Consider the following 17,953-nt stretch of genomic DNA (forward strand, 5'->3'; position numbering starts at 1 on the left):
CATGCTTGCCGTCGCCTGCACCGTCCAGGCGGCACCGGCTGCGCCTGCGCAGCCGGCGGTCGCCGAATGGTGCCGCAAGCTGACGCCGCGGCTGCCGACCGTCTCCGAGGCAACCTGCCAGGCGAGCCGCCTCGCGCCCACCGGCTCCCGTTCCGTCCAGGGGGTGCCCATCCTGGCAAGGCGCGTGGCGGCTGCCGGCAAGCCGGGCCGGGACGGCCCGCTGCGGGTGCTGCTGGTCGGCGGCATCCATGGCGATGAATTGACCGCCTCGGCCGTGGTTTTCCAGTGGATGCAATGGCTACAGCAGCCGCCGGCGCCGCAGTTTCAGTGGAATATCGTGCCGGTGCTTAATCCCGACGGCATGCTGGCCGCCAAGCCGCAGCGCATGAACGCCAATGGCGTCGAGCTGAACCGCAACTTCCCCACGCCGAACTGGGACAAGGAAGCGCCGCGCTACTGGTCGCGCGTTACCGGCAGCGACCCGCGCCGCTTTCCCGGCAAGACGCCCCTGTCGGAGCCGGAAAGCCGCTGGCTGAACGAGGAAATCATGCGCTTCAAGCCGCATGTGATCGTGTCGGTGCATGCGCCGTTCGGCGTGCTCGATTTCGACGGTCCGGCCAAGGCGCCGAACCGCTTCGGCCGGCTGCTGTTCAACCGTGTCGGCGTCTATCCCGGCTCTCTCGGCAACTATGGCGGGGTGCACAAGAACGTGCCGGTGGTCACCATCGAACTGGCCAATGCGCAGGCCATGCCGACGCAGGAAGAGGCGCGCCGCATCTGGCTCGACATGCTGGCCTGGATCGAGCGCAATATCCGTCCCCAGGCCGCGCTGCAGAAGGCGCAGAGCGGCTTGCCGGAAGCGCCTGCGCTGGCGCTTGCCGGCCGCAACTGAGCGCCGCCGGCCGCTTGATGCGGCCCGATCTCGGGTATAATTCCGGACTTCCAAGGAGCGTTGCAGCATGCCGTTTTTCAACGGCATGTCAGGCTTGGACCTCGCATCATTCGCAAACCGCGCTCACGTTACTTTTTTTCTAACGAAAGGAGGGCGTGATGAGCGCCGTTATCTCTCAGAACAATTCCCAGCAAGATTTCTTCGTTGCCGATCTCAGTCTCGCCGACTGGGGCCGCAAGGAAATCCGCATCGCCGAAACCGAGATGCCCGGCCTGATGGCCATCCGCGAGGAATTCGCCGCCGCCCAACCGCTCAAGGGCGCGCGCATCACCGGTTCGCTGCACATGACCATCCAGACCGCGGTGCTAATCCAGACGCTGGAAGCCCTCGGCGCCAAGGTGCGCTGGGCCTCGTGCAACATCTACTCCACCCAGGACCATGCCGCCGCCGCCATCGCCGCCAGCGGCACGCCGGTATTCGCCTTCAAGGGCGAGAACCTGGACGAGTACTGGGACTTCACCCACCGCATCTTCGAGTGGCCGAACGGCGAATACTCGAACATGATCCTCGACGACGGCGGCGACGCCACGCTGCTGCTGCACCTCGGCAGCCGCGCCGAGAAGGATGCCAGCGTGCTGAACAATCCGGATTCGGAAGAGGCGGTCTGCCTGTTCAACGCCATCAAGAAGAAGCTGGCGGCGGATCCGGCCTGGTACTCCACCCGTCTGGCGCAGATCAAGGGCGTGACCGAGGAAACCACCACCGGCGTGCATCGCCTGTACCAGATGCACAAGGAAGGCAAGCTGGCCTTCCCGGCGATCAACGTCAACGACTCGGTCACCAAGTCCAAGTTCGACAACCTGTACGGCTGCCGCGAATCGCTGGTGGACGGCATCAAGCGCGCCACCGACGTCATGGTGGCCGGCAAGATCGCCGTGGTGTGCGGCTACGGCGACGTGGGCAAGGGTTCGGCCCAGGCGCTGCGCGCGCTCTCGGCCCAGGTGTGGGTCACCGAGATCGATCCGATCTGCGCGCTGCAGGCGGCCATGGAAGGCTACCGCGTGGTGACCATGGAGTATGCCGCCGAGCATGGCGACATCTTCGTCACCGCCACCGGCAACTACCATGTGATCACCCATGAGCACATGAAGAAGATGAAGGACCAGGCCATCGTCTGCAACATCGGCCACTTCGACAACGAGATCGAAGTCGCCGCGCTGCGCCAGTACGCCTGGGAGAACATCAAGCCGCAGGTCGATCATGTCATTTTCCCGGACGGCAAGCGCATCATCCTGCTGGCCGAAGGGCGCCTGGTGAACCTCGGCTGCGGCACCGGCCATCCTTCCTACGTGATGAGCTCCTCCTTCGCCAACCAGACCATCGCCCAGATCGAGCTGTTCACCAACACCGCCGCCTATCCGGTCGGCGTGTACACGCTGCCCAAGCATCTGGACGAGAAGGTGGCGCGCTTGCAGCTGAAGAAGCTGAACGCGCAGCTGACCGAGCTGACCGCGGAGCAGGCCGCCTACATCGGCGTCTCCCAGGCCGGCCCGTACAAGCCCGACCACTACCGCTACTAAGCAGGAGACCGGGCTGCCGCCGACCGGCGTCAGCCCGATGACCGATTGCGCCGACGCCCGGAAGCCAGCGCTGCCAGGCGCGGGCCGATGGATGATGGATTGCCCGAGGAGGCAGCATGCGCTTGCTCATCACCTGGCTGATCAACGCCTTCGCCCTGTTCGCCCTGCCGTACCTGATGACCTCCATCCGGGTGGAGAGCTTCGCCAGCGCGCTCATCGCGGCGCTGGTGCTGGGACTGGTGAATACGCTGATCCGGCCGATCCTGGTGCTGCTCACCCTGCCGGTGACGGTGCTGACCCTGGGGCTGTTCATCCTGATCATCAACGGCCTGATGTTCTGGCTGGTGGCCAACATGCTGTCCGGCTTCCAGGTCGCCAGCTTCTGGTCCGCGGTCGGCGGCGCGCTGCTCTACAGCCTGATTTCCTGGGCATTGTCGGCGCTGATACTGAAAGACTGACATGACACGCAATACCTACAGCTTCGAATTCTTTCCGCCCAAGACACCCGAGGGCGCGGAAAAGCTGCGCGCCGCCCGCGCGCGCCTCGTGGCGCTGAACCCCCAATATTTTTCGGTGACCTTCGGCGCCGGCGGCTCCACCCAGCAGGGCACGCTGGAAACCGTGCTCGAGATCCAGCGCGAAGGCCATGAGGCTGCGCCGCACCTGTCCTGCATGGGCAGCAGCCCGGACACCATCCGCACCCTGCTCAATGAATACAAGTCGCAGGGCATTCGCCGCGTGGTCGCGCTGCGCGGCGATCTGCCGAGCGGCTACGGCGGCTTCGGCACGACCGGCGACGCCTTCCGCTATGCCAACGAACTGGTGGAGTTCATCCGCAAGGAAACCGGCGACTGGTTCCACATCGAGGTGGCGGCCTATCCGGAAGTGCATCCGCAGGCCAAGTCGCCGCAGGACGATCTCGCCAGCTTCGCGCGCAAGGTGAAGGCCGGCGCCGACGGCGCCATCACCCAATACTTCTACAACGCCGACGCCTATTTCCGCTTCGTCGATGAAGCGAAGAAGCAGGGCGTGGAGGTGCCCATCGTGGCCGGCATCATGCCGATCACGAACTACACCCAGCTGGTGCGCTTCTCCGACATGTGCGGGGCCGAGATCCCGCGCTGGATCAAGCTCAAGCTGGCCAGCTACGGCGACGACACCGACAGCATCCGCGCGTTCGGCCTGGACGTGGTCACGCAGCTGTGCGAGCGCCTGCTGCAGGGCGGCGCGCCCAGCCTGCACTTCTACACGCTGAACCAGGCCAATGCCACGCTGGAGATTTGCCGCCGCCTGAATGGCACGGCGCTGTAATCACGCCGTAATCAGTCAAGCTGCGCCGGGCGCGACTCGGTGAGGATGACGTCCAGCGCCACGTCGTGCGGCGCGGCGTCGAAGCCGGCGCGGCCGCATTCATAGGCAATGCCGGCCGTGAGCGGCCGCGGCGTTTGCGCCAGCGTGCGGTCATAGAAGCCGCCGCCATAGCCGAGCCGGAAGTTGCCCTCATTGAAGCCGACGCAGGGAATCAGCAAGCCTTGCGGCCGGCAGCTTTCATTTCTCGCAGCGGGGATCGAGACGCCGAAGGCATCGCGTTCCGTCGCATCGCCGGGCTTCCAGGGATGAAAGTCGAGCGGCGCATCCGGCGACCTCACCACCGGCAGCGCCAGCCGCACGCCGCGATTTGCCAGTTCGACATAACAATCGCGCAAGTCGGGCTCGCCGCGTATCGGCCAGTACACGCCCAGCATGTCGATGCCATGCAGCTGCTGCCACGCCAATACGCGCCGACTGATGGCCTCGTTCCAGCGCGCTCGAACTTCGGCGGCGATCGCCTGTCTGTGGGCTAGCAACGCGCGACGCAACGCCGCTTTGTCAAAAGCGCCATCCGTTGTATTGATGCTGTTGTCAGGCATGCCGGCCACACGAAAACAAGGAACACGCATGCTATCCTACATTCCAGATTTTCCCCAAGTTTGCACACCAAGAAAGCGGTTGCCTGATGGTTTCTAAGAAGTGGATTGCGAGCGCGCTGATCGCGCTGGCGCCGGTGGTTTTTGCCCCCATGGCTCATGCGCAGAAGGCGGCGGTCAAGCGTGCCGCCGATTTCGCCAGCGATGACGAGGCCTTCCTCGCCCTGCGCGAAGCGGCCCGCCGCAATGACGCCGCGCGGGCGCTGGAGATCGCCACCCGCCTCAACAGCTACCCGGTGCCGTCCTATGTCGAGTACTTCCGCATCCAGCCCCGCATCAACGCCGCCTCCGAGCAGGAGATCCGCGATTTCCTGACCCGCTACGACGGCAGCGCCATCGCCGACCGCCTGCGCAACGACTGGCTGCTGGAGCTGGGCCGCACCCGCAACTGGGCGCTGTTCGACGAGCAGTATCCGCTGTTCGCGCTGAATGACGATCTGCAGGTCCGGTGCTATGCGCTGACCTCGCGCGCCCTGAAGGGCGAGAACGTGGCCGACGAGGCGCGTACTCAGCTGACCGCGCCGCAGAATTATGGCGAAGCCTGCGCCCTGCTGATCAACACCCTGGCGCAGTCCGGCCAGTTCGCCCAGGACGATGTCTGGAACCAGATTCGCCTGATGGCCGAATCGGGTTATGCCGGCACCATCCGCCGCGTTATCGGCTCGGTCGAGGCCAACGAGACGCTCTTGATGCAGGCGCTGGACAAGCCGGTGGTGGTGGCCGCGCGCGGACCGGGCAATGGCCGCGGCGCCCATGAAGCCTTCATGATCGCGCTCGGCAAGGTGGCGAAGAACGACATCGACCAGGCGGTGAAATTCCTGGTCCAGAGCAGCGAGCGCCTGACGCAGAGAGAGCTGCCGATCGCGTGGGCGCAGGTGGCGCTGCCGGCCTCGCTCAAGCTGGCGCCGGAAGCCGCCATCTTCTGGAACCGTACCGACGGCGCGCCGCTGTCCAACGATGCCCACCAGTGGAAGGCGCGCAGCGGCCTGCGCGCCGGCGACTGGAGGCTGGTGAAGAATGCCATCGACGCCATGCCGGCCGGCCTGAAGAACGATCCGACCTGGGTCTACTGGCTGGGCCGCGCCTACAAGGCGGAGGGCCGCAAGGAAGACGCGCAGGCGCAGTTCCGCAGCATTGCCAGCCAGACCAATTTCTACGGCCAGCTGGCGATGGAAGAGCTGGACCAGAAGATCGCCATTCCGCCGCGCGCCCAGCCGGTGACGGCCGACGAAATCGCGCCGATGGCCAGGAACGAAGGCTTCCGCCGGGCGCTGAAGTTCTTCGATCTGAACATGCGCTTCGAGGGCTACCGCGAGTGGAACTGGGAGCTGCGCAAGATGAACGAGCGCCAGCACCTCGCCGCCGCCGAGTATGCGCGCCAGGCCAACGTGCTGGACCGCATGGTCAACACCTCCGACCGCACCCGCAACGAGGTCGACTTCACCCAGCGCTTCCCGTCTCCGCACCGCGAGGTGATGACCCAGTTCACCCAGCGCCTCGGCCTGGACATGGCCTGGGTCTACGGCCTGATCCGGCAGGAGTCGCGCTTCATCCAGAACGCCCGCTCCCATGTCGGCGCCTCCGGCCTGATGCAGATCATGCCGGCCACCGCCCAGTTCGTGGCGCGCAAGATCGGCCTCGGCGACTTCTCGGTGAGCCAGGTGAACGACATCCAGACCAACATCATGCTGGGCACGAACTACCTCAACATGGTGCTGAACGACCTCGACGGCTCGCAGGCGCTGGCGACCGCCGCCTATAACGCCGGCCCGGGCCGGCCGCGCAGCTGGCGCTCGACGCTGTCGCGGGCGGTGGAAGGCGCCATCTTCGCCGAGACCATACCGTTCAACGAAACCCGGGGCTATGTCAAGAACGTGCTGTCGAACGCGACTTACTATGCAGCCCTGTTCGAGAACAAGCCGCAGTCGCTGAAGGCGCGCCTCGGCATGGTGGCGCCGAAAGGCTTCACCGCCAGCGACTTGCCCTGATTCTCTTCCCACGCAAGAACAAGAAAAGGAAAGCGCATGGACACGGCAGACAATGCAAACCCCTCGGTGCTGGTGATCGGCGGCACCGGCTTCATTGGCAGCCATGTCGTGGCCAAGCTGGTGGCGGCGGGCTGCAACGTCACCGTGCCCACCCGGCGCGCCCGCCATGGGCAGCATCTGAAGCTGCTGCCGACGGCGAATATCGTCGAGGCCAACGTGCACGACGACGCCACGCTCAACATGCTGGTGCTGCGCAAGGATGCGGTGGTGAACCTGGTCGGCATCCTGCATGACAAGCCGGTGTCCGGCGCGCCCTACGGCCGCGGCTTCGCCCGCGCCCATGTAGAGCTGCCGCAGCGCATCGTCGCCGCCTGCGCGGCGCACCGCGTGCGGCGCGCCATCCACATCAGCGCGCTCGGCGCCGACCGCGGCGCGCCCTCCATGTATCTGCGCTCCAAGGCCGACGGCGAGGCCGCCATGTTCGCCAATCCGGCGGTCGGCAGCACGGTGCTGCGGCCGTCGGTGGTGTTCGGCGAAGAAGACAACTTCCTCAACACCTTCGCCTGGCTGCAGGCCTTCCTGCCCGTGATGCTGCTCGGCGGCGCCGATGCCAGGTTCCAGCCCATCTATGTGCAGGACGTGGCCTGGGCGGTAGTGAACGCCCTCGGCAACGATCACACCATCGGCAAGATCTACGAACTTGCCGGGCCGAAGGTCTATACCCTGCGGCAACTGGTGCAACTGGCCGGCGTCTGGTCCGGCCACCGGCGTCCGGTGATCGGGCTTCCCGACTCGCTCGCTCGCCTGCAGGCCGGCGTGCTGGAGCACTTGCCGGGCGAGCCGCTAATGAGCCGCGACAACCTCGAGTCGATGAAGGTGGCCAACGTCGCCAGCGGTCCCATTTCTCCCGATCTGCTGATCACGCCGACGCCGCTGGAAGCGGTGGCGCCGGCCTACCTGGCCCGCTGACCGACTTCCCCGCCGGTTTCAAAAACCGGCCGAAAGCCTTATCCTGCAGCATTGCGCGACCGGCCGGCGCCGCCACGGCGTCGGGCGAGGCGCTTCACCAGCGAAACTTTCCATGCAGACCACCGAACTCGATCCCACCCTGTCGCAGGCGCTCGACGCCGCCGAAAAGGGCCGCATGAGACTCGTCATCGGCAACAAGAACTACTCGTCCTGGTCGATGCGGCCCTGGGTTCTGATGAAAGCCTTCGACATTCCGTTCCAGGAAATACGCGTGGCCATCGGCCAGCCGGATTCCGGCACCAGGATTGCCCAGTATTCCGCCGCCGGCCGGGTGCCGGTGCTGCTCGACGGCGAGACCCGGGTCTGGGATTCGCTTGCGATCTGCGAGTACGTGGCGGAGCTGTTTCCGGAATTGGCGCTGTGGCCGCGCAACGTGGCCGACCGCGCCGTGGCGCGCTCCATCTGCGCCGAAATGCACTCCGGCTTCACCGGCCTGCGCTCGGCGATGTGGATGAACATCCGCGCCCGCTTTCCCGGCAAGGGCCGCACCGCCGAAGCCCAGGCCGACATCGGCCGCATCTGCGAGATATGGGAAGACTGCCTGGCCCGCTCCGGTCCGCACGACTTCCTGTTCGGCGACTTCTCCATTGCCGATGCCTACTATGCGCCGGTGGTGATGCGCTTCCGTACCTACGACGTGGCGCTGGCGCCGGCGCTGCAAGCCTATGCCGACCGGGTCGCCGCCCATCCGGCGGTGGCGCAATGGATGCAAGGCGCGCTGGCCGAGTCGGAACGGCTGGAGAAGTACGAAAGCTATCCCGGCTAGCACCACCATCGAATCGGAATCGGACCCCTCCATGCGAAGCTACATCGTCGGCGGCGCGGTGCGCGACGAACTCCTCGGCCTGCCGGTGCAGGACCACGACCATGTGGTGGTCGGCGCCACGCCGGAGGAGATGATGGCCGCCGGCTACACGCCGGTGGGCAAGGACTTTCCGGTGTTCCTGCATCCAAGCACGCATGAAGAGTATGCGCTGGCCCGCACCGAGCGCAAGACCGCGCCCGGCTACAAGGGCTTCGTGTTCCATGCGGATGAAAACGTCACGCTGGAGCAGGACCTGGTGCGGCGCGACCTCACCATCAATGCCATGGCCAAGGCCGAGGATGGCAGCATCATCGATCCCTTCAACGGCCGGCGCGATCTGCAGCAGCGCATCTTCCGCCATGTGTCCGACGCCTTCGCCGAAGACCCGGTGCGCATCCTGCGGCTGGCCCGTTTCGCCGCCCGCTTCACCGATTTCCGCGTCGCGCCGGAGACCCATGCGCTGATGCGGCGCATGGCGGAAGAGGGGGAAGTCGATGCGCTGGTGCCGGAGCGGGTATGGCAGGAGATTTCGCGCGGCCTGATGGAAGCGCGGCCGTCGCGCATGATCGAGGTGCTGCGCGACTGCGGCGCGCTGGCGCGCATCCTGCCCGAGTTGGCTGCCTTGTGGCGCATGCCGGCATCGGCGCCGCAGGCTGCCGCCGGCGCACGGCTGCTGTGCATGCTCGACGACGCGGCGCAAGCCGGCCTCGATCTGCCGCAGCGCTTCGCCGTGCTGACGTATGATCTTTCCGCAGGAGCCGTGTCGCCGCAGGAGGATGCCGCTGCTGCGCTGGTCGATGCGGTATGCAAGCGCATCAAGGTGCCGACCGATTGCCGCGACCTGGCGCGCATCACCGCCCGCGAGCATCGCCATGTCGCGCGCGCCGGGACATTGAGCGCCGAGGACAAGGTAGCGCTGTTCGAGCGCTGCGACGCCTTTCGCAAGCCGCAGCGCTTCATCGACATGCTGCAGGCAGCGGCATGCATTCACGGCGGCGCGCAGGCCGCGTTCCCGCAGCGGGATGATCTGACGTCGGCACTGGAGGCGGCGCGCGGCGTGGATGCCGGCGCGGTGGCGCGCCAGCTTGCCGAGCGGGTGAAAGAGATTCCGGGCGCGGTGCATCGCGCCCGGGTGGCGGCGGTAGAAGCCGTTGCCGCGCAGCGGCAACGGTAGCCGACGGTTCCCGATCAGCGGATGAAGCGGCCGTCCTTGCCGATCATCGTCAGCTCCACGAATTCGCTGCCGGTGTGATCGGCGGCGCCGTAGGTGACCAGCAAGCCGCCGAGGTCGGTGCGCTGCAGGGATTCGAGCGCATTGACGAAGCCTTCCCGGGTGAGATTGCGTCCGGCGCGGCGCAGGCCTTCCACCAGCACCTTGGCGTTCACGTAACCTTCCATCGCGGCGTAGGAAATCGTCACGCCTTCGGCGGTCGCCGCCTTCTTGAATTCCTGGCCGAGCGGCGTGGAAATCAGATGCGGCGCCGGCGTGATCTGCGACACGATGACGCCCGCGCCGGCGGCACCGAGATCCTTGACGAAAGCCTGCGAGGAATTGTTGGACAGGGTCATGATCTGCATCCGCCCGCCCTGGGCGCGGATCGCCTTGATGGCGCCGACGGTATTGGCGGCCGAGCTGACGATGATGACCGCCTGCGGATTGGCCTTGATGAGGCGCGCCGCCGCGGCATCGTAGTCGGGCTTGACGCGGTCGAACGGCGTGACGAGGGTCGGTTCCAGCTTGCGCGCCGCCATGGCCTTGACGAAGCCTTCGCGGCCATCCTCGCCATAGGCATCATTGACGTGCAGCAGGGCGATGCTGTTCAGGCCGATGGTGGAGAAATGCTCCACCGCCTTGCCGACCTCGTCTTGATATTTGGCGCGGATGTTGAACACCCAGCGGTTCACCGGCTGATGGAACACCACGGCGCCGGTGCTGGGCGCAATCAGCGGCACCTTGTTTTCCGCCAGCAGGGGCAGGATGCCCTGGGTATGCGGCGTGCCGCGCGTCTGGAACAGCGCGAAGACGCGCTCCTTCCTGATCAGCGTTTCGGCGTTGGCCAGGGTCAGCGCCGGATCGAACTTGTCGTCGAGCGTGCGCAGCTCGATCTTGCGGCCAAAGACGCCGCCGTTCTTGTTGACCTGATTGAAATACGCCAGCGCGCCTTCGTTCATTTCACGCACCGGCCCCGCCACCGTGCCGGTGACGCCGACGGTCTGGCCGATCAGGATGCTGCTTTCGGTGACTCCGTCCTCGGCCGCTGCCGCCGTGGCGACGCAAGCCAGCATTGCAAAAGCGCCCATGCAGGCGCGCCAAGTCGAGACCATGCTCTTCCTCCGATGTCTTTTTTGTGGGTGTCGCATAACAAAAAGCGGGTGTTTCTTGAACGTCTGTTATTGAGATAGGGAAAAAGGAAGGCATCTACCCCTTGAAGCATCAAACCGCAGTCGGCAATCCCGTACAATCCGGATGCGCCTTTGTGCGTCGCACCATGAGGTGGTTGCAAGGTTTTTAATGAAATGATGGAACGCAAGGCAATGTCTTCAACTAATTCGATTTCCAACCAGACAGAACCGAAGAATGGCACGGAAAAGCCTGTCGTGCGCGTCAAAGTGCTGTCGGAACGCGATCGACGCCGGCTTTTGAACCACTTTCTTGCATTGAATGACAACGATAGACTGTTGCGTTTTGGCAGCGTCCTGACGGATGAGCTGGTCACGCGCTATGCGCAGCGTCTCGATTTCGAGCGCGACACCATCTTCGGCGTCTACGACGACAACCTGCGCCTGCTCGGCGTCGGCCATCTCGCCTTCATCGCCAGAGATGCGCATCCCAATCGCGGCAGCAATACGCTGAAGGAGCGGGTCGCGGAATTCGGCGTTTCGGTGGATGCCAAGGCGCGCGGCATGGGCATCGGCTCGCACCTGTTCCGGCGCGCCGCCATCCATTGCCGCAACGAGGACGTGGATACGCTCTACATGCATTGCCTGTCCACCAACAAGGTCATGATGCACATCGCCAAGAAGGCCGGCATGTCGATCCAGCGCGATTACGGCGAGGCCGATGCCTATCTGCGCCTGGAGCCGGCCAGTCCCGGCACCGTGCTGCGCGAGGCGATGGACGAACAGGTGGCCACCCTGGATTACGGCCTGAAGGCCAACGCCAAGGCGGCGCTGAAGTGGTGGACCCGCCTGTCCGGCGGCAAGATCGACAAGCCGCGTTCCTGACCCTTCCTACACCAGCGGCAGCGCGGTGGTGTCCTTGATCTTCTGCAGCGCGAAGCTGGATTTCACGTCCAGCACCGCCGGATGCCGCAGCAGGGTTTCCATCACGAAGCGGGAGAAATGCTCCATGTCTTCCACGTGCACCCGCAGCAGATAATCCATTTCCCCCGTCATTGCATAACAGGCCACCACTTCCGGCCAGTGCGCCACCGCATGCGAAAAATCGGCACGCGGCGACACGCCGCCCTGGGACGAGGTGTCGCTGTGCTTTTCCAGCCGCACGTTGACATAGGCCAGCAGGCCGAGGCCGATCTTCTCCGCATCCAGCAGCGCCACGTACTGGCGGATGATGCCCGCTTCCTCCAGCCGCTTGATGCGGCGCAGGCAGGGCGAGGGTGACAGGTTGATGCGCTCCGCCACTTCCTGGTTGGTGAGGCGGCCATCGGCCTGGAGGATGGCGAGAATCTTGCGATCGGTCTTGTCGAGCTCGAGTTTTGGCATAAGATTGCTTTATCCTGTTTTCTGCAGCAATTAACATGCGCCGATACGGGGAAGTGAAGCACATATTGCAATCAAATGCCAGGCCGGCTTGACTATACTTCAAGCAGATTCTGAAATTGCGAGAGGAGACGGTCATGGATTTTCAGCCCTGGGACAACCCGATGGGTACCGATGGATTCGAGTTCATCGAATACGCGGCGCCCGACCCGAAGGCGCTCGGCGCGCTCTTCGAGCAGATGGGCTTCATGCCGGTCGCCCGCCACCGCCACAAGGACGTGACGCTCTATCGCCAGGGCGAAATCAATTTCATCATCAACGCCGAGCAGGATTCCTTCGCCCAGCGCTTCGCCCGCAAGCACGGCCCCTCCATCTGCGCCATCGCCTTTCGCGTGCAGGATGCCGCCTTCGCCTACCGGCGCGCGCTGGAACTCGGCGCCTGGGGCTTCGACAACCGCACCGGCCCGATGGAACTCAACATCCCGGCGATCAAGGGCATCGGCGATTCGCTCATCTATTTCGTCGACCGCTGGCGCGGCAAGGAAGGCGCCGCCGGCGGCATCGGCGACATCAGCATCTACGACGTCGACTTCGTGGCATTGCCCGGCGCAGAGCTGAATCCGAAGGGCCATGGCCTGACCTACATCGACCACCTGACGCACAACGTGCACCGCGGCCGCATGAAGGAGTGGGCCGAATTCTACGAGCAGCTGTTCAACTTCCGCGAGATCCGCTACTTCGACATCGAGGGCAAGCTCACCGGCCTGAAGTCCAAGGCCATGACCTCCCCCTGCGGCAAGATCCGCATCCCGATCAACGAATCCTCCGACGACAAGTCGCAGATCGCCGAATACCTCGACCAGTACCATGGCGAGGGCATCCAGCACATCGCGCTCGGCACCGACGACATCTACAACGTGGTGGAGAGCATGAACCGGCGGGGCGTGGCCTTCCAGGACACCATCGACACCTATTACGACCTGGTCGACCGCCGCCTGCCCGGCCATGGGGAGCGGCTGGACGAACTGCGCCGCCTGCGCATCCTGATCGACGGCAACAGCAATGCCTCGCAGCGCGAACTGCTGCTGCAGATCTTCACGCAGACGGTGATCGGACCGATCTTTTTCGAGATCATCCAGCGCAAGGGCGACCAGGGTTTCGGCGAGGGCAATTTCCGCGCGCTGTTCGAATCCATCGAACTGGACCAGATCCGGCGCGGCGTGCTGAAAGAAACCGACGCCGCCCAACACTGATGGCGATGTCCCCAGGGAGCACGACATGAACACCGTGGTCGACAAGGCAGCGTTTCTCCAGACGCTGGCGGAGAAATCGGACAGCGGCAGCCTGCGCGGCGATTACAGCCAGGCCGATGAACGTTACGTGGTGCGCCAGCACTGGCAAGCCTACACGCCGCAACAGCATGCGCTGTGGCGCCGGCTGTACCAGCGCCAGGCGCGGCTGCTGCCGGGGCGGGCGTGCGACCTGTTCATCGAGAGCCTGGCGCGCCTGAACGCCGGCGACGGCATTCCGCGCTTCGAGCAAGCCACCGACGCCCTGCGCAAGGCCACCGGCTGGGAACTGGTGGCGGTGCCGGGCCTCGTGCCGGAGCTGACCTTCTTCGAGCATCTCGCCAATCGCCGCTTCCCGGTTACCGTCTGGCTGCGGGAGCCGCATGAGTTCGATTACATCGTCGAGCCCGACGTCTTCCATGATTTCTTCGGCCATGTGCCGCTGCTGTTCGACCCGGTGTTCGCCGAGCACCTGCAGGAGTACGGCAAGGGCGGGCTGAAGGCGCTGCGCCTGGACGCGCTTTCCTGCCTCGCCCGACTGTACTGGTACACCATCGAGTTCGGCCTGATGCAGACGGAGCAGGGTTTGCGCGTGTATGGCGCCGGCATCCTGTCCTCGGGCGGCGAGATCGAACACTGCCTCACCAGTCCAGCGCCGCGCCGCATTGCGCTGGATGTGGAGCGGGTGATGCGCACCCAATACAAGATCGACTCCTACCAGGAAACCTATTTCGTCATCCGCGATTTTCGCCAGCTGTTCGACGACACCGCGCCGGATTTCACGCCGATGTACGAGCGCATCCGGCGCCAGCCGGCGCTGCCGGCCAATGCGCTGCTGCCGGGCGAAGCCGATCTGCCGCCCAATCCGCCGGCGGACTGAAGCGCATTCATCGACAGGGCTTGCTTTGCCGCATGCGATGCTGCAGCATGCATTGAGCGCACGGCAACCCTGTGCTACTGTTGGCTGTCAAATAATGAGAAGACGACGACCCACAAGGTCAGTCTGTTTGACTGCGAGACCCTCGCATCCAAAGACACGATTTTTGGCTTGGAGACCGAATGAATGCACCGCTAGACCCCATGCAGCAGCACCTGCTGCGGGATAACATTTCCCTCGACGACAAGTTCACCCTGGAGCGCGGCCGCGCCTTCATCACCGGCACCCAGGCCTTCATTCGGCTCGCCATGCTGCAGCGCCAGCGTGATCAGCAGGCCGGCCTCAACACCGCCGGTTTCATCACCGGCTACCGCGGTTCTCCGCTCGGCAATGTCGACATGACCGCGATGAAGGCGAAGAAATATCTGGACGCCCATCACGTCCGCTTTCATCCGGGCATGAACGAAGACCTCGCCGCCACCAGTTGCTGGGGCACGCAGCAGGTCAACCTGTTCAACGGCGCCAAGTACGACGGCGTGTTTTCCATGTGGTACGGCAAGGGTCCCGGCGTGGACCGCTGCGGCGACGTCTTCAAGCATGCCAACATGGCCGGCACCTCGAAGCATGGCGGCGTGCTGGTGCTGGCCGGCGACGACCATGCGGCCAAGTCCTCCACCAACGCCCACCAGAGCGAGCACATCCTCAAGGCCTGCGGCATCCCGGTGCTGTATCCGTCCTCGGTGCAGGAGTACCTCGACTACGGCTTGCACGGCTGGGCCATGAGCCGCTTCACCGGCCTGTGGGTGGCGATGAAGTGCGTCACCGACATCGTGGAGTCCGGCGCTTCGGTGGAAATCGATCCCGACCGGGTGCAGATTCTGCTGCCCGAGCATTTCGAACTGCCGCCGGGCGGCCTCAACATCCGCTGGCCGGATGCGGTGCTGGAGCAGGAAGCGCGCATGAACCACTACAAATGGTATGCGGCGCTGGAGTATGCGCGCGTCAACAAGCTCAACCGCATCGTCTGGGATGCGCCGCATGCGCGCTTCGGCATCATCACCGCCGGCAAGTCCTACCTCGACACCCGCCAGGCGCTGGCCGATCTCGGCATCGACGAGGAAGTGGCGCGCGACATCGGCATCCGCCTGTTCAAGGTGGGCATGAACTGGCCGCTCGAGGCGGAGGGCGTGCGTCAGTTCGCCCAGGGCCTGGAAGAAATCCTGGTGGTGGAGGAGAAGCGCCAGATCCTCGAATACCAGCTCAAGGAAGAGCTCTACAACTGGCGCGACGACGTGCGCCCGCGCGTGGTCGGCAAGTTCGACGATACCGGCGAATGGAACGGCAACCATCGCCAGGGCCATGGCGACTGGCTGCTGCCGGCCACCTACGAGCTCAACCCGGCGCAGATCGCGCGCGCCATCGCCGCCCGCATCAGCAAGTACTTCGCCGGCCATCCGGCCGAGCGGCGCATCCGCGAGCGCGTGGCCTACCTCGAAGCCAAGGAAGCGGTGCTGAAGGTGGCGAGCCCGAAGCCAGACCCGGCCAAGGACCGGCTGCCGCACTTCTGTTCCGGCTGCCCGCACAACACCTCCACCCGCGTGCCGGAAGGCAGCCGCGCGGTGGCCGGCATCGGCTGCCATTACATGGTGCTGTGGATGGACCGCCAGACCTCGACCTTCACCCACATGGGCGCGGAAGGCGCGACCTGGATCGGCCAGGCGCCGTTCACCGAGGAGCAGCACATCTTCGCCAACCTCGGCGACGGCACCTACTTCCACTCCGGCCTGCTGGCCATCCGCGCGGCGGTGGCGGCCAGGGTCAACATGACCTACAAGATCCTATACAACGACGCGGTGGCGATGACCGGCGGCCAGCACGTGGACGGCCCGCTCGACCCGGCCATGATCTCGCGCCAGATCGCCGCCGAGGGCGTGCAGCCCATCGTGGTGGTGACCGACGAGCCGGAGAAATATCCGCACGGCGTGAACTGGGCGCCGGGGGTGACCATTCGCCATCGCGACGAGCTGGATGCGGTGCAGCGCGAGCTGCGCGAGGTGAAGGGGGTGTCGGCCATCATCTACGACCAGACCTGCGCCTCCGAAAAGCGGCGCCGCCGCAAGCGCAACGAGTTCCCCGATCCGCCGAAGCGGGTGGTGATCAACGAAGCGGTGTGCGAAGGCTGCGGCGACTGCAGCGTGCAGTCCAATTGCCTGTCGGTGGAGCCGCTGGAAACCGAACTGGGGCGCAAGCGCCAGATCAACCAGTCGTCCTGCAACAAGGACTACTCCTGCGTGAAGGGCTTCTGCCCCAGCTTCGTCACCGTCGAAGGCGGCCAGATGAAGAAGCTTAATAAGTCGAGCGCCAAGGAAGGCGGCGCCAGGCCCTTGCCGGCGCTGCGGGGCGGCGATCTGCCGCAGCCGCCGCTGCCGTCGACCGATGAACCCTACGGCATCCTCGTCACCGGCATCGGCGGCACCGGCGTCATCACCATCGGCCAGATCCTGGCGATGGCGGCGCACATCGAAGGCAAGGGCTGCTCGGTGCTCGACATGAGCGGGCTGGCGCAGAAGGGCGGCCCGGTGATGTCGCATGTGCGCCTGGCCGATCATCCCGACGACATCCATTCCACCCGCGTCGGCACCGGCGCCGCCGACCTCGTCATCGGTTGCGACGTGATCGTCACCGCCAGCCGCGATGCCCTGTCGCGCATGGGCGAGGGTCGTACCTACGCGGCGGTGAACACCACCGGCTCGCCCACCGCCGCCTTCGTGCGCAATCCGGACTGGCAGTATCCCGGCGCCACCGCCGAGGACGAGATCCGCAAAGCCTGCGGCGACGGCCGGGTCGACATGCTCGATGCCGGCCATGTCGCCACCGCGCTGATGGGCGATGCCATCGCCACCAACATGTTCATGCTCGGCTATGCCTGGCAGAAGGGCTGGGTGCCGCTGTCGGAAGCGGCGGTGATGAAGTCGATCGAGCTCAACGGCGTGTCGGTCGAGTTCAACAAGCAGGCCTTCATCTGGGGCCGCAGCGCCGCCCATGACCTGCCTGCCGTGCTAAGCGCCGCAAAGCAGAATGACGCCACCGCCCAGGTGATCGAATTCAAGCGGCCGCCGCGGCTGGAGGAAGTGATCGCGCGGCGCATGGAACTGCTCACTGCCTACCAGAACCGCGCCTATGCCGAGCAGTACCGCGATTTCGTGGACCAGGTACGCGCTGCCGAAGCCAGGCTGGTGGAGGGCGGCAAGCCCCTGCGCCTGACCGAGGCGGTGGCGCGCAACCTCTACAAGCTCATGGCCTACAAGGATGAGTATGAGGTCGCGCGCCTGCATGCCGATCCGGCTTTCCGCGCCAAGATCGCGGGCATGTTCGAAGGCGACTACCAGCTCAAGTTCCATCTCGCGCCGCCGCTGCTGGCGCGGCGCGATGCCCAGGGCCATCTCGTCAAGCGCCAGTTCGGGCCGTGGATGATGACCGCCTTCCGCCTGCTGTCGCGCTTCAAGGGCTTGCGCGGCACGGCGCTGGATGTGTTCGGCCACACCGAGGAGCGCAGGATGGAGCGGGCGCTGATCCGCCATTACCGCGACACCGTCGCGGCGCTGCTGGGCAAGCTGTCGGTGGATAATCTTCAAAAAGCGGTGGCGCTGGCCAGCCTCCCGGAGGATATCCGCGGCTTCGGCCATGTGAAGGAGCGCAATCTGAATGCGGCTCGCGAGAAGGAAGCGCTGCTGCTGCAGGCGCTCGGTCTGGATGGCGCGCATCTTGGCATCACTCGTCACGCCGCCTGAGGCGGTGCGGTAACG

Annotated in this window: 15 protein-coding genes and 1 riboswitch; of the genes, 12 read left to right on the forward strand and 3 right to left on the reverse strand. The window is 65.2% G+C overall.

What is annotated here, in order from left to right:
- Position 1: 1 nt before the first annotated feature.
- The 4 genes from CHB88_RS02170 to metF all read left to right on the forward strand — a co-directional run bounded on the left by CHB88_RS02170 (position 2) and on the right by metF (position 3,783).
- Entirely contained in the window at positions 2–892 is an 891-nt protein-coding gene (locus tag CHB88_RS02170; protein ID WP_089397873.1) for a M14 family zinc carboxypeptidase, read from the forward strand.
- A gap of 46 nt (positions 893–938) precedes the next feature.
- Positions 939–1,024, forward strand: a riboswitch (S-adenosyl-L-homocysteine riboswitch).
- Between the two features lie 26 nt (positions 1,025–1,050).
- Positions 1,051–2,472, forward strand: coding sequence for an adenosylhomocysteinase (ahcY, locus tag CHB88_RS02175; protein ID WP_425436044.1), 1,422 nt, complete (start codon positions 1,051–1,053; stop codon positions 2,470–2,472).
- 116 nt (positions 2,473–2,588) lie between these two features.
- Positions 2,589–2,930 carry a phage holin family protein gene (locus CHB88_RS02180; protein WP_089397633.1) on the forward strand — a complete coding sequence of 114 codons (342 nt, stop codon included), beginning with the start codon at positions 2,589–2,591 and terminating at the stop codon, positions 2,928–2,930.
- A gap of 1 nt (position 2,931) precedes the next feature.
- Complete coding sequence (metF, locus tag CHB88_RS02185; RefSeq protein WP_089397634.1) at positions 2,932–3,783, forward strand: methylenetetrahydrofolate reductase [NAD(P)H]; 852 nt, start codon at positions 2,932–2,934, stop codon at positions 3,781–3,783.
- 11 nt (positions 3,784–3,794) lie between these two features.
- Here metF and CHB88_RS02190 read toward each other — a convergent pair whose 3' ends face one another.
- Positions 3,795–4,412 carry a 5-formyltetrahydrofolate cyclo-ligase gene (locus tag CHB88_RS02190; RefSeq protein ID WP_281254969.1) on the reverse strand — a complete coding sequence of 206 codons (618 nt, stop codon included), beginning with the start codon at positions 4,410–4,412 and terminating at the stop codon, positions 3,795–3,797.
- A gap of 56 nt (positions 4,413–4,468) precedes the next feature.
- Here CHB88_RS02190 and CHB88_RS02195 point away from each other — a divergent pair, with 56 nt between their 5' ends.
- The 4 genes from CHB88_RS02195 (at position 4,469) to CHB88_RS02210 (ending at position 9,435) form a co-directional block, all read left to right on the forward strand.
- The gene (locus CHB88_RS02195) at positions 4,469–6,427 is read left to right on the forward strand and encodes a lytic transglycosylase domain-containing protein (protein WP_089397635.1); all 1,959 of its coding nucleotides are present in this window, start codon (positions 4,469–4,471) and stop codon (positions 6,425–6,427) included.
- Positions 6,428–6,463: 36 nt separating this feature from the next.
- Positions 6,464–7,396, forward strand: a complete 933-nt coding sequence (locus CHB88_RS02200) for a complex I NDUFA9 subunit family protein (RefSeq protein ID WP_089397636.1) — start codon at positions 6,464–6,466, stop codon at positions 7,394–7,396.
- A 112-nt stretch (positions 7,397–7,508) separates the two neighbouring features.
- Positions 7,509–8,222: a glutathione S-transferase family protein gene (locus tag CHB88_RS02205; RefSeq protein ID WP_089397637.1), complete on the forward strand. Its 714-nt coding sequence runs from the start codon at positions 7,509–7,511 to the stop codon at positions 8,220–8,222.
- Between the two features lie 31 nt (positions 8,223–8,253).
- Entirely contained in the window at positions 8,254–9,435 is a 1,182-nt protein-coding gene (locus CHB88_RS02210) for a multifunctional CCA addition/repair protein (RefSeq protein ID WP_089397638.1), read from the forward strand.
- Between the two features lie 14 nt (positions 9,436–9,449).
- Here the strand turns inward: CHB88_RS02210 and CHB88_RS02215 are convergent, their stop codons facing one another.
- Positions 9,450–10,586, reverse strand: coding sequence for an ABC transporter substrate-binding protein (locus CHB88_RS02215; RefSeq protein WP_245844655.1), 1,137 nt, complete (start codon positions 10,584–10,586; stop codon positions 9,450–9,452).
- A gap of 210 nt (positions 10,587–10,796) precedes the next feature.
- Between CHB88_RS02215 and CHB88_RS02220 the strand changes: the two genes are divergently transcribed.
- Complete coding sequence (locus CHB88_RS02220; protein WP_176442287.1) at positions 10,797–11,486, forward strand: GNAT family N-acetyltransferase; 690 nt, start codon at positions 10,797–10,799, stop codon at positions 11,484–11,486.
- 6 nt (positions 11,487–11,492) lie between these two features.
- Here CHB88_RS02220 and CHB88_RS02225 read toward each other — a convergent pair whose 3' ends face one another.
- Positions 11,493–11,984 (reverse strand): Lrp/AsnC family transcriptional regulator, encoded by a 492-nt coding sequence (locus tag CHB88_RS02225; protein ID WP_089397641.1) that lies wholly within the window; start codon positions 11,982–11,984, stop codon positions 11,493–11,495.
- Between the two features lie 134 nt (positions 11,985–12,118).
- Between CHB88_RS02225 and hppD the strand changes: the two genes are divergently transcribed.
- From hppD to CHB88_RS02240, 3 genes are all read left to right on the forward strand, one after another.
- Complete coding sequence (gene hppD, locus CHB88_RS02230) at positions 12,119–13,234, forward strand: 4-hydroxyphenylpyruvate dioxygenase (RefSeq protein ID WP_089397642.1); 1,116 nt, start codon at positions 12,119–12,121, stop codon at positions 13,232–13,234.
- 25 nt (positions 13,235–13,259) lie between these two features.
- Complete coding sequence (gene phhA, locus CHB88_RS02235) at positions 13,260–14,150, forward strand: phenylalanine 4-monooxygenase (protein ID WP_089397643.1); 891 nt, start codon at positions 13,260–13,262, stop codon at positions 14,148–14,150.
- 179 nt (positions 14,151–14,329) lie between these two features.
- The gene (locus tag CHB88_RS02240) at positions 14,330–17,938 is read left to right on the forward strand and encodes an indolepyruvate ferredoxin oxidoreductase family protein (protein ID WP_089397644.1); all 3,609 of its coding nucleotides are present in this window, start codon (positions 14,330–14,332) and stop codon (positions 17,936–17,938) included.
- Positions 17,939–17,953 lie beyond the last annotated feature (15 nt).

The sequence above is a fragment of the Noviherbaspirillum humi genome (genome assembly GCF_900188095.1).
Classification (GTDB): Bacteria; Pseudomonadota; Gammaproteobacteria; order Burkholderiales; family Burkholderiaceae_D; genus Noviherbaspirillum; species Noviherbaspirillum humi.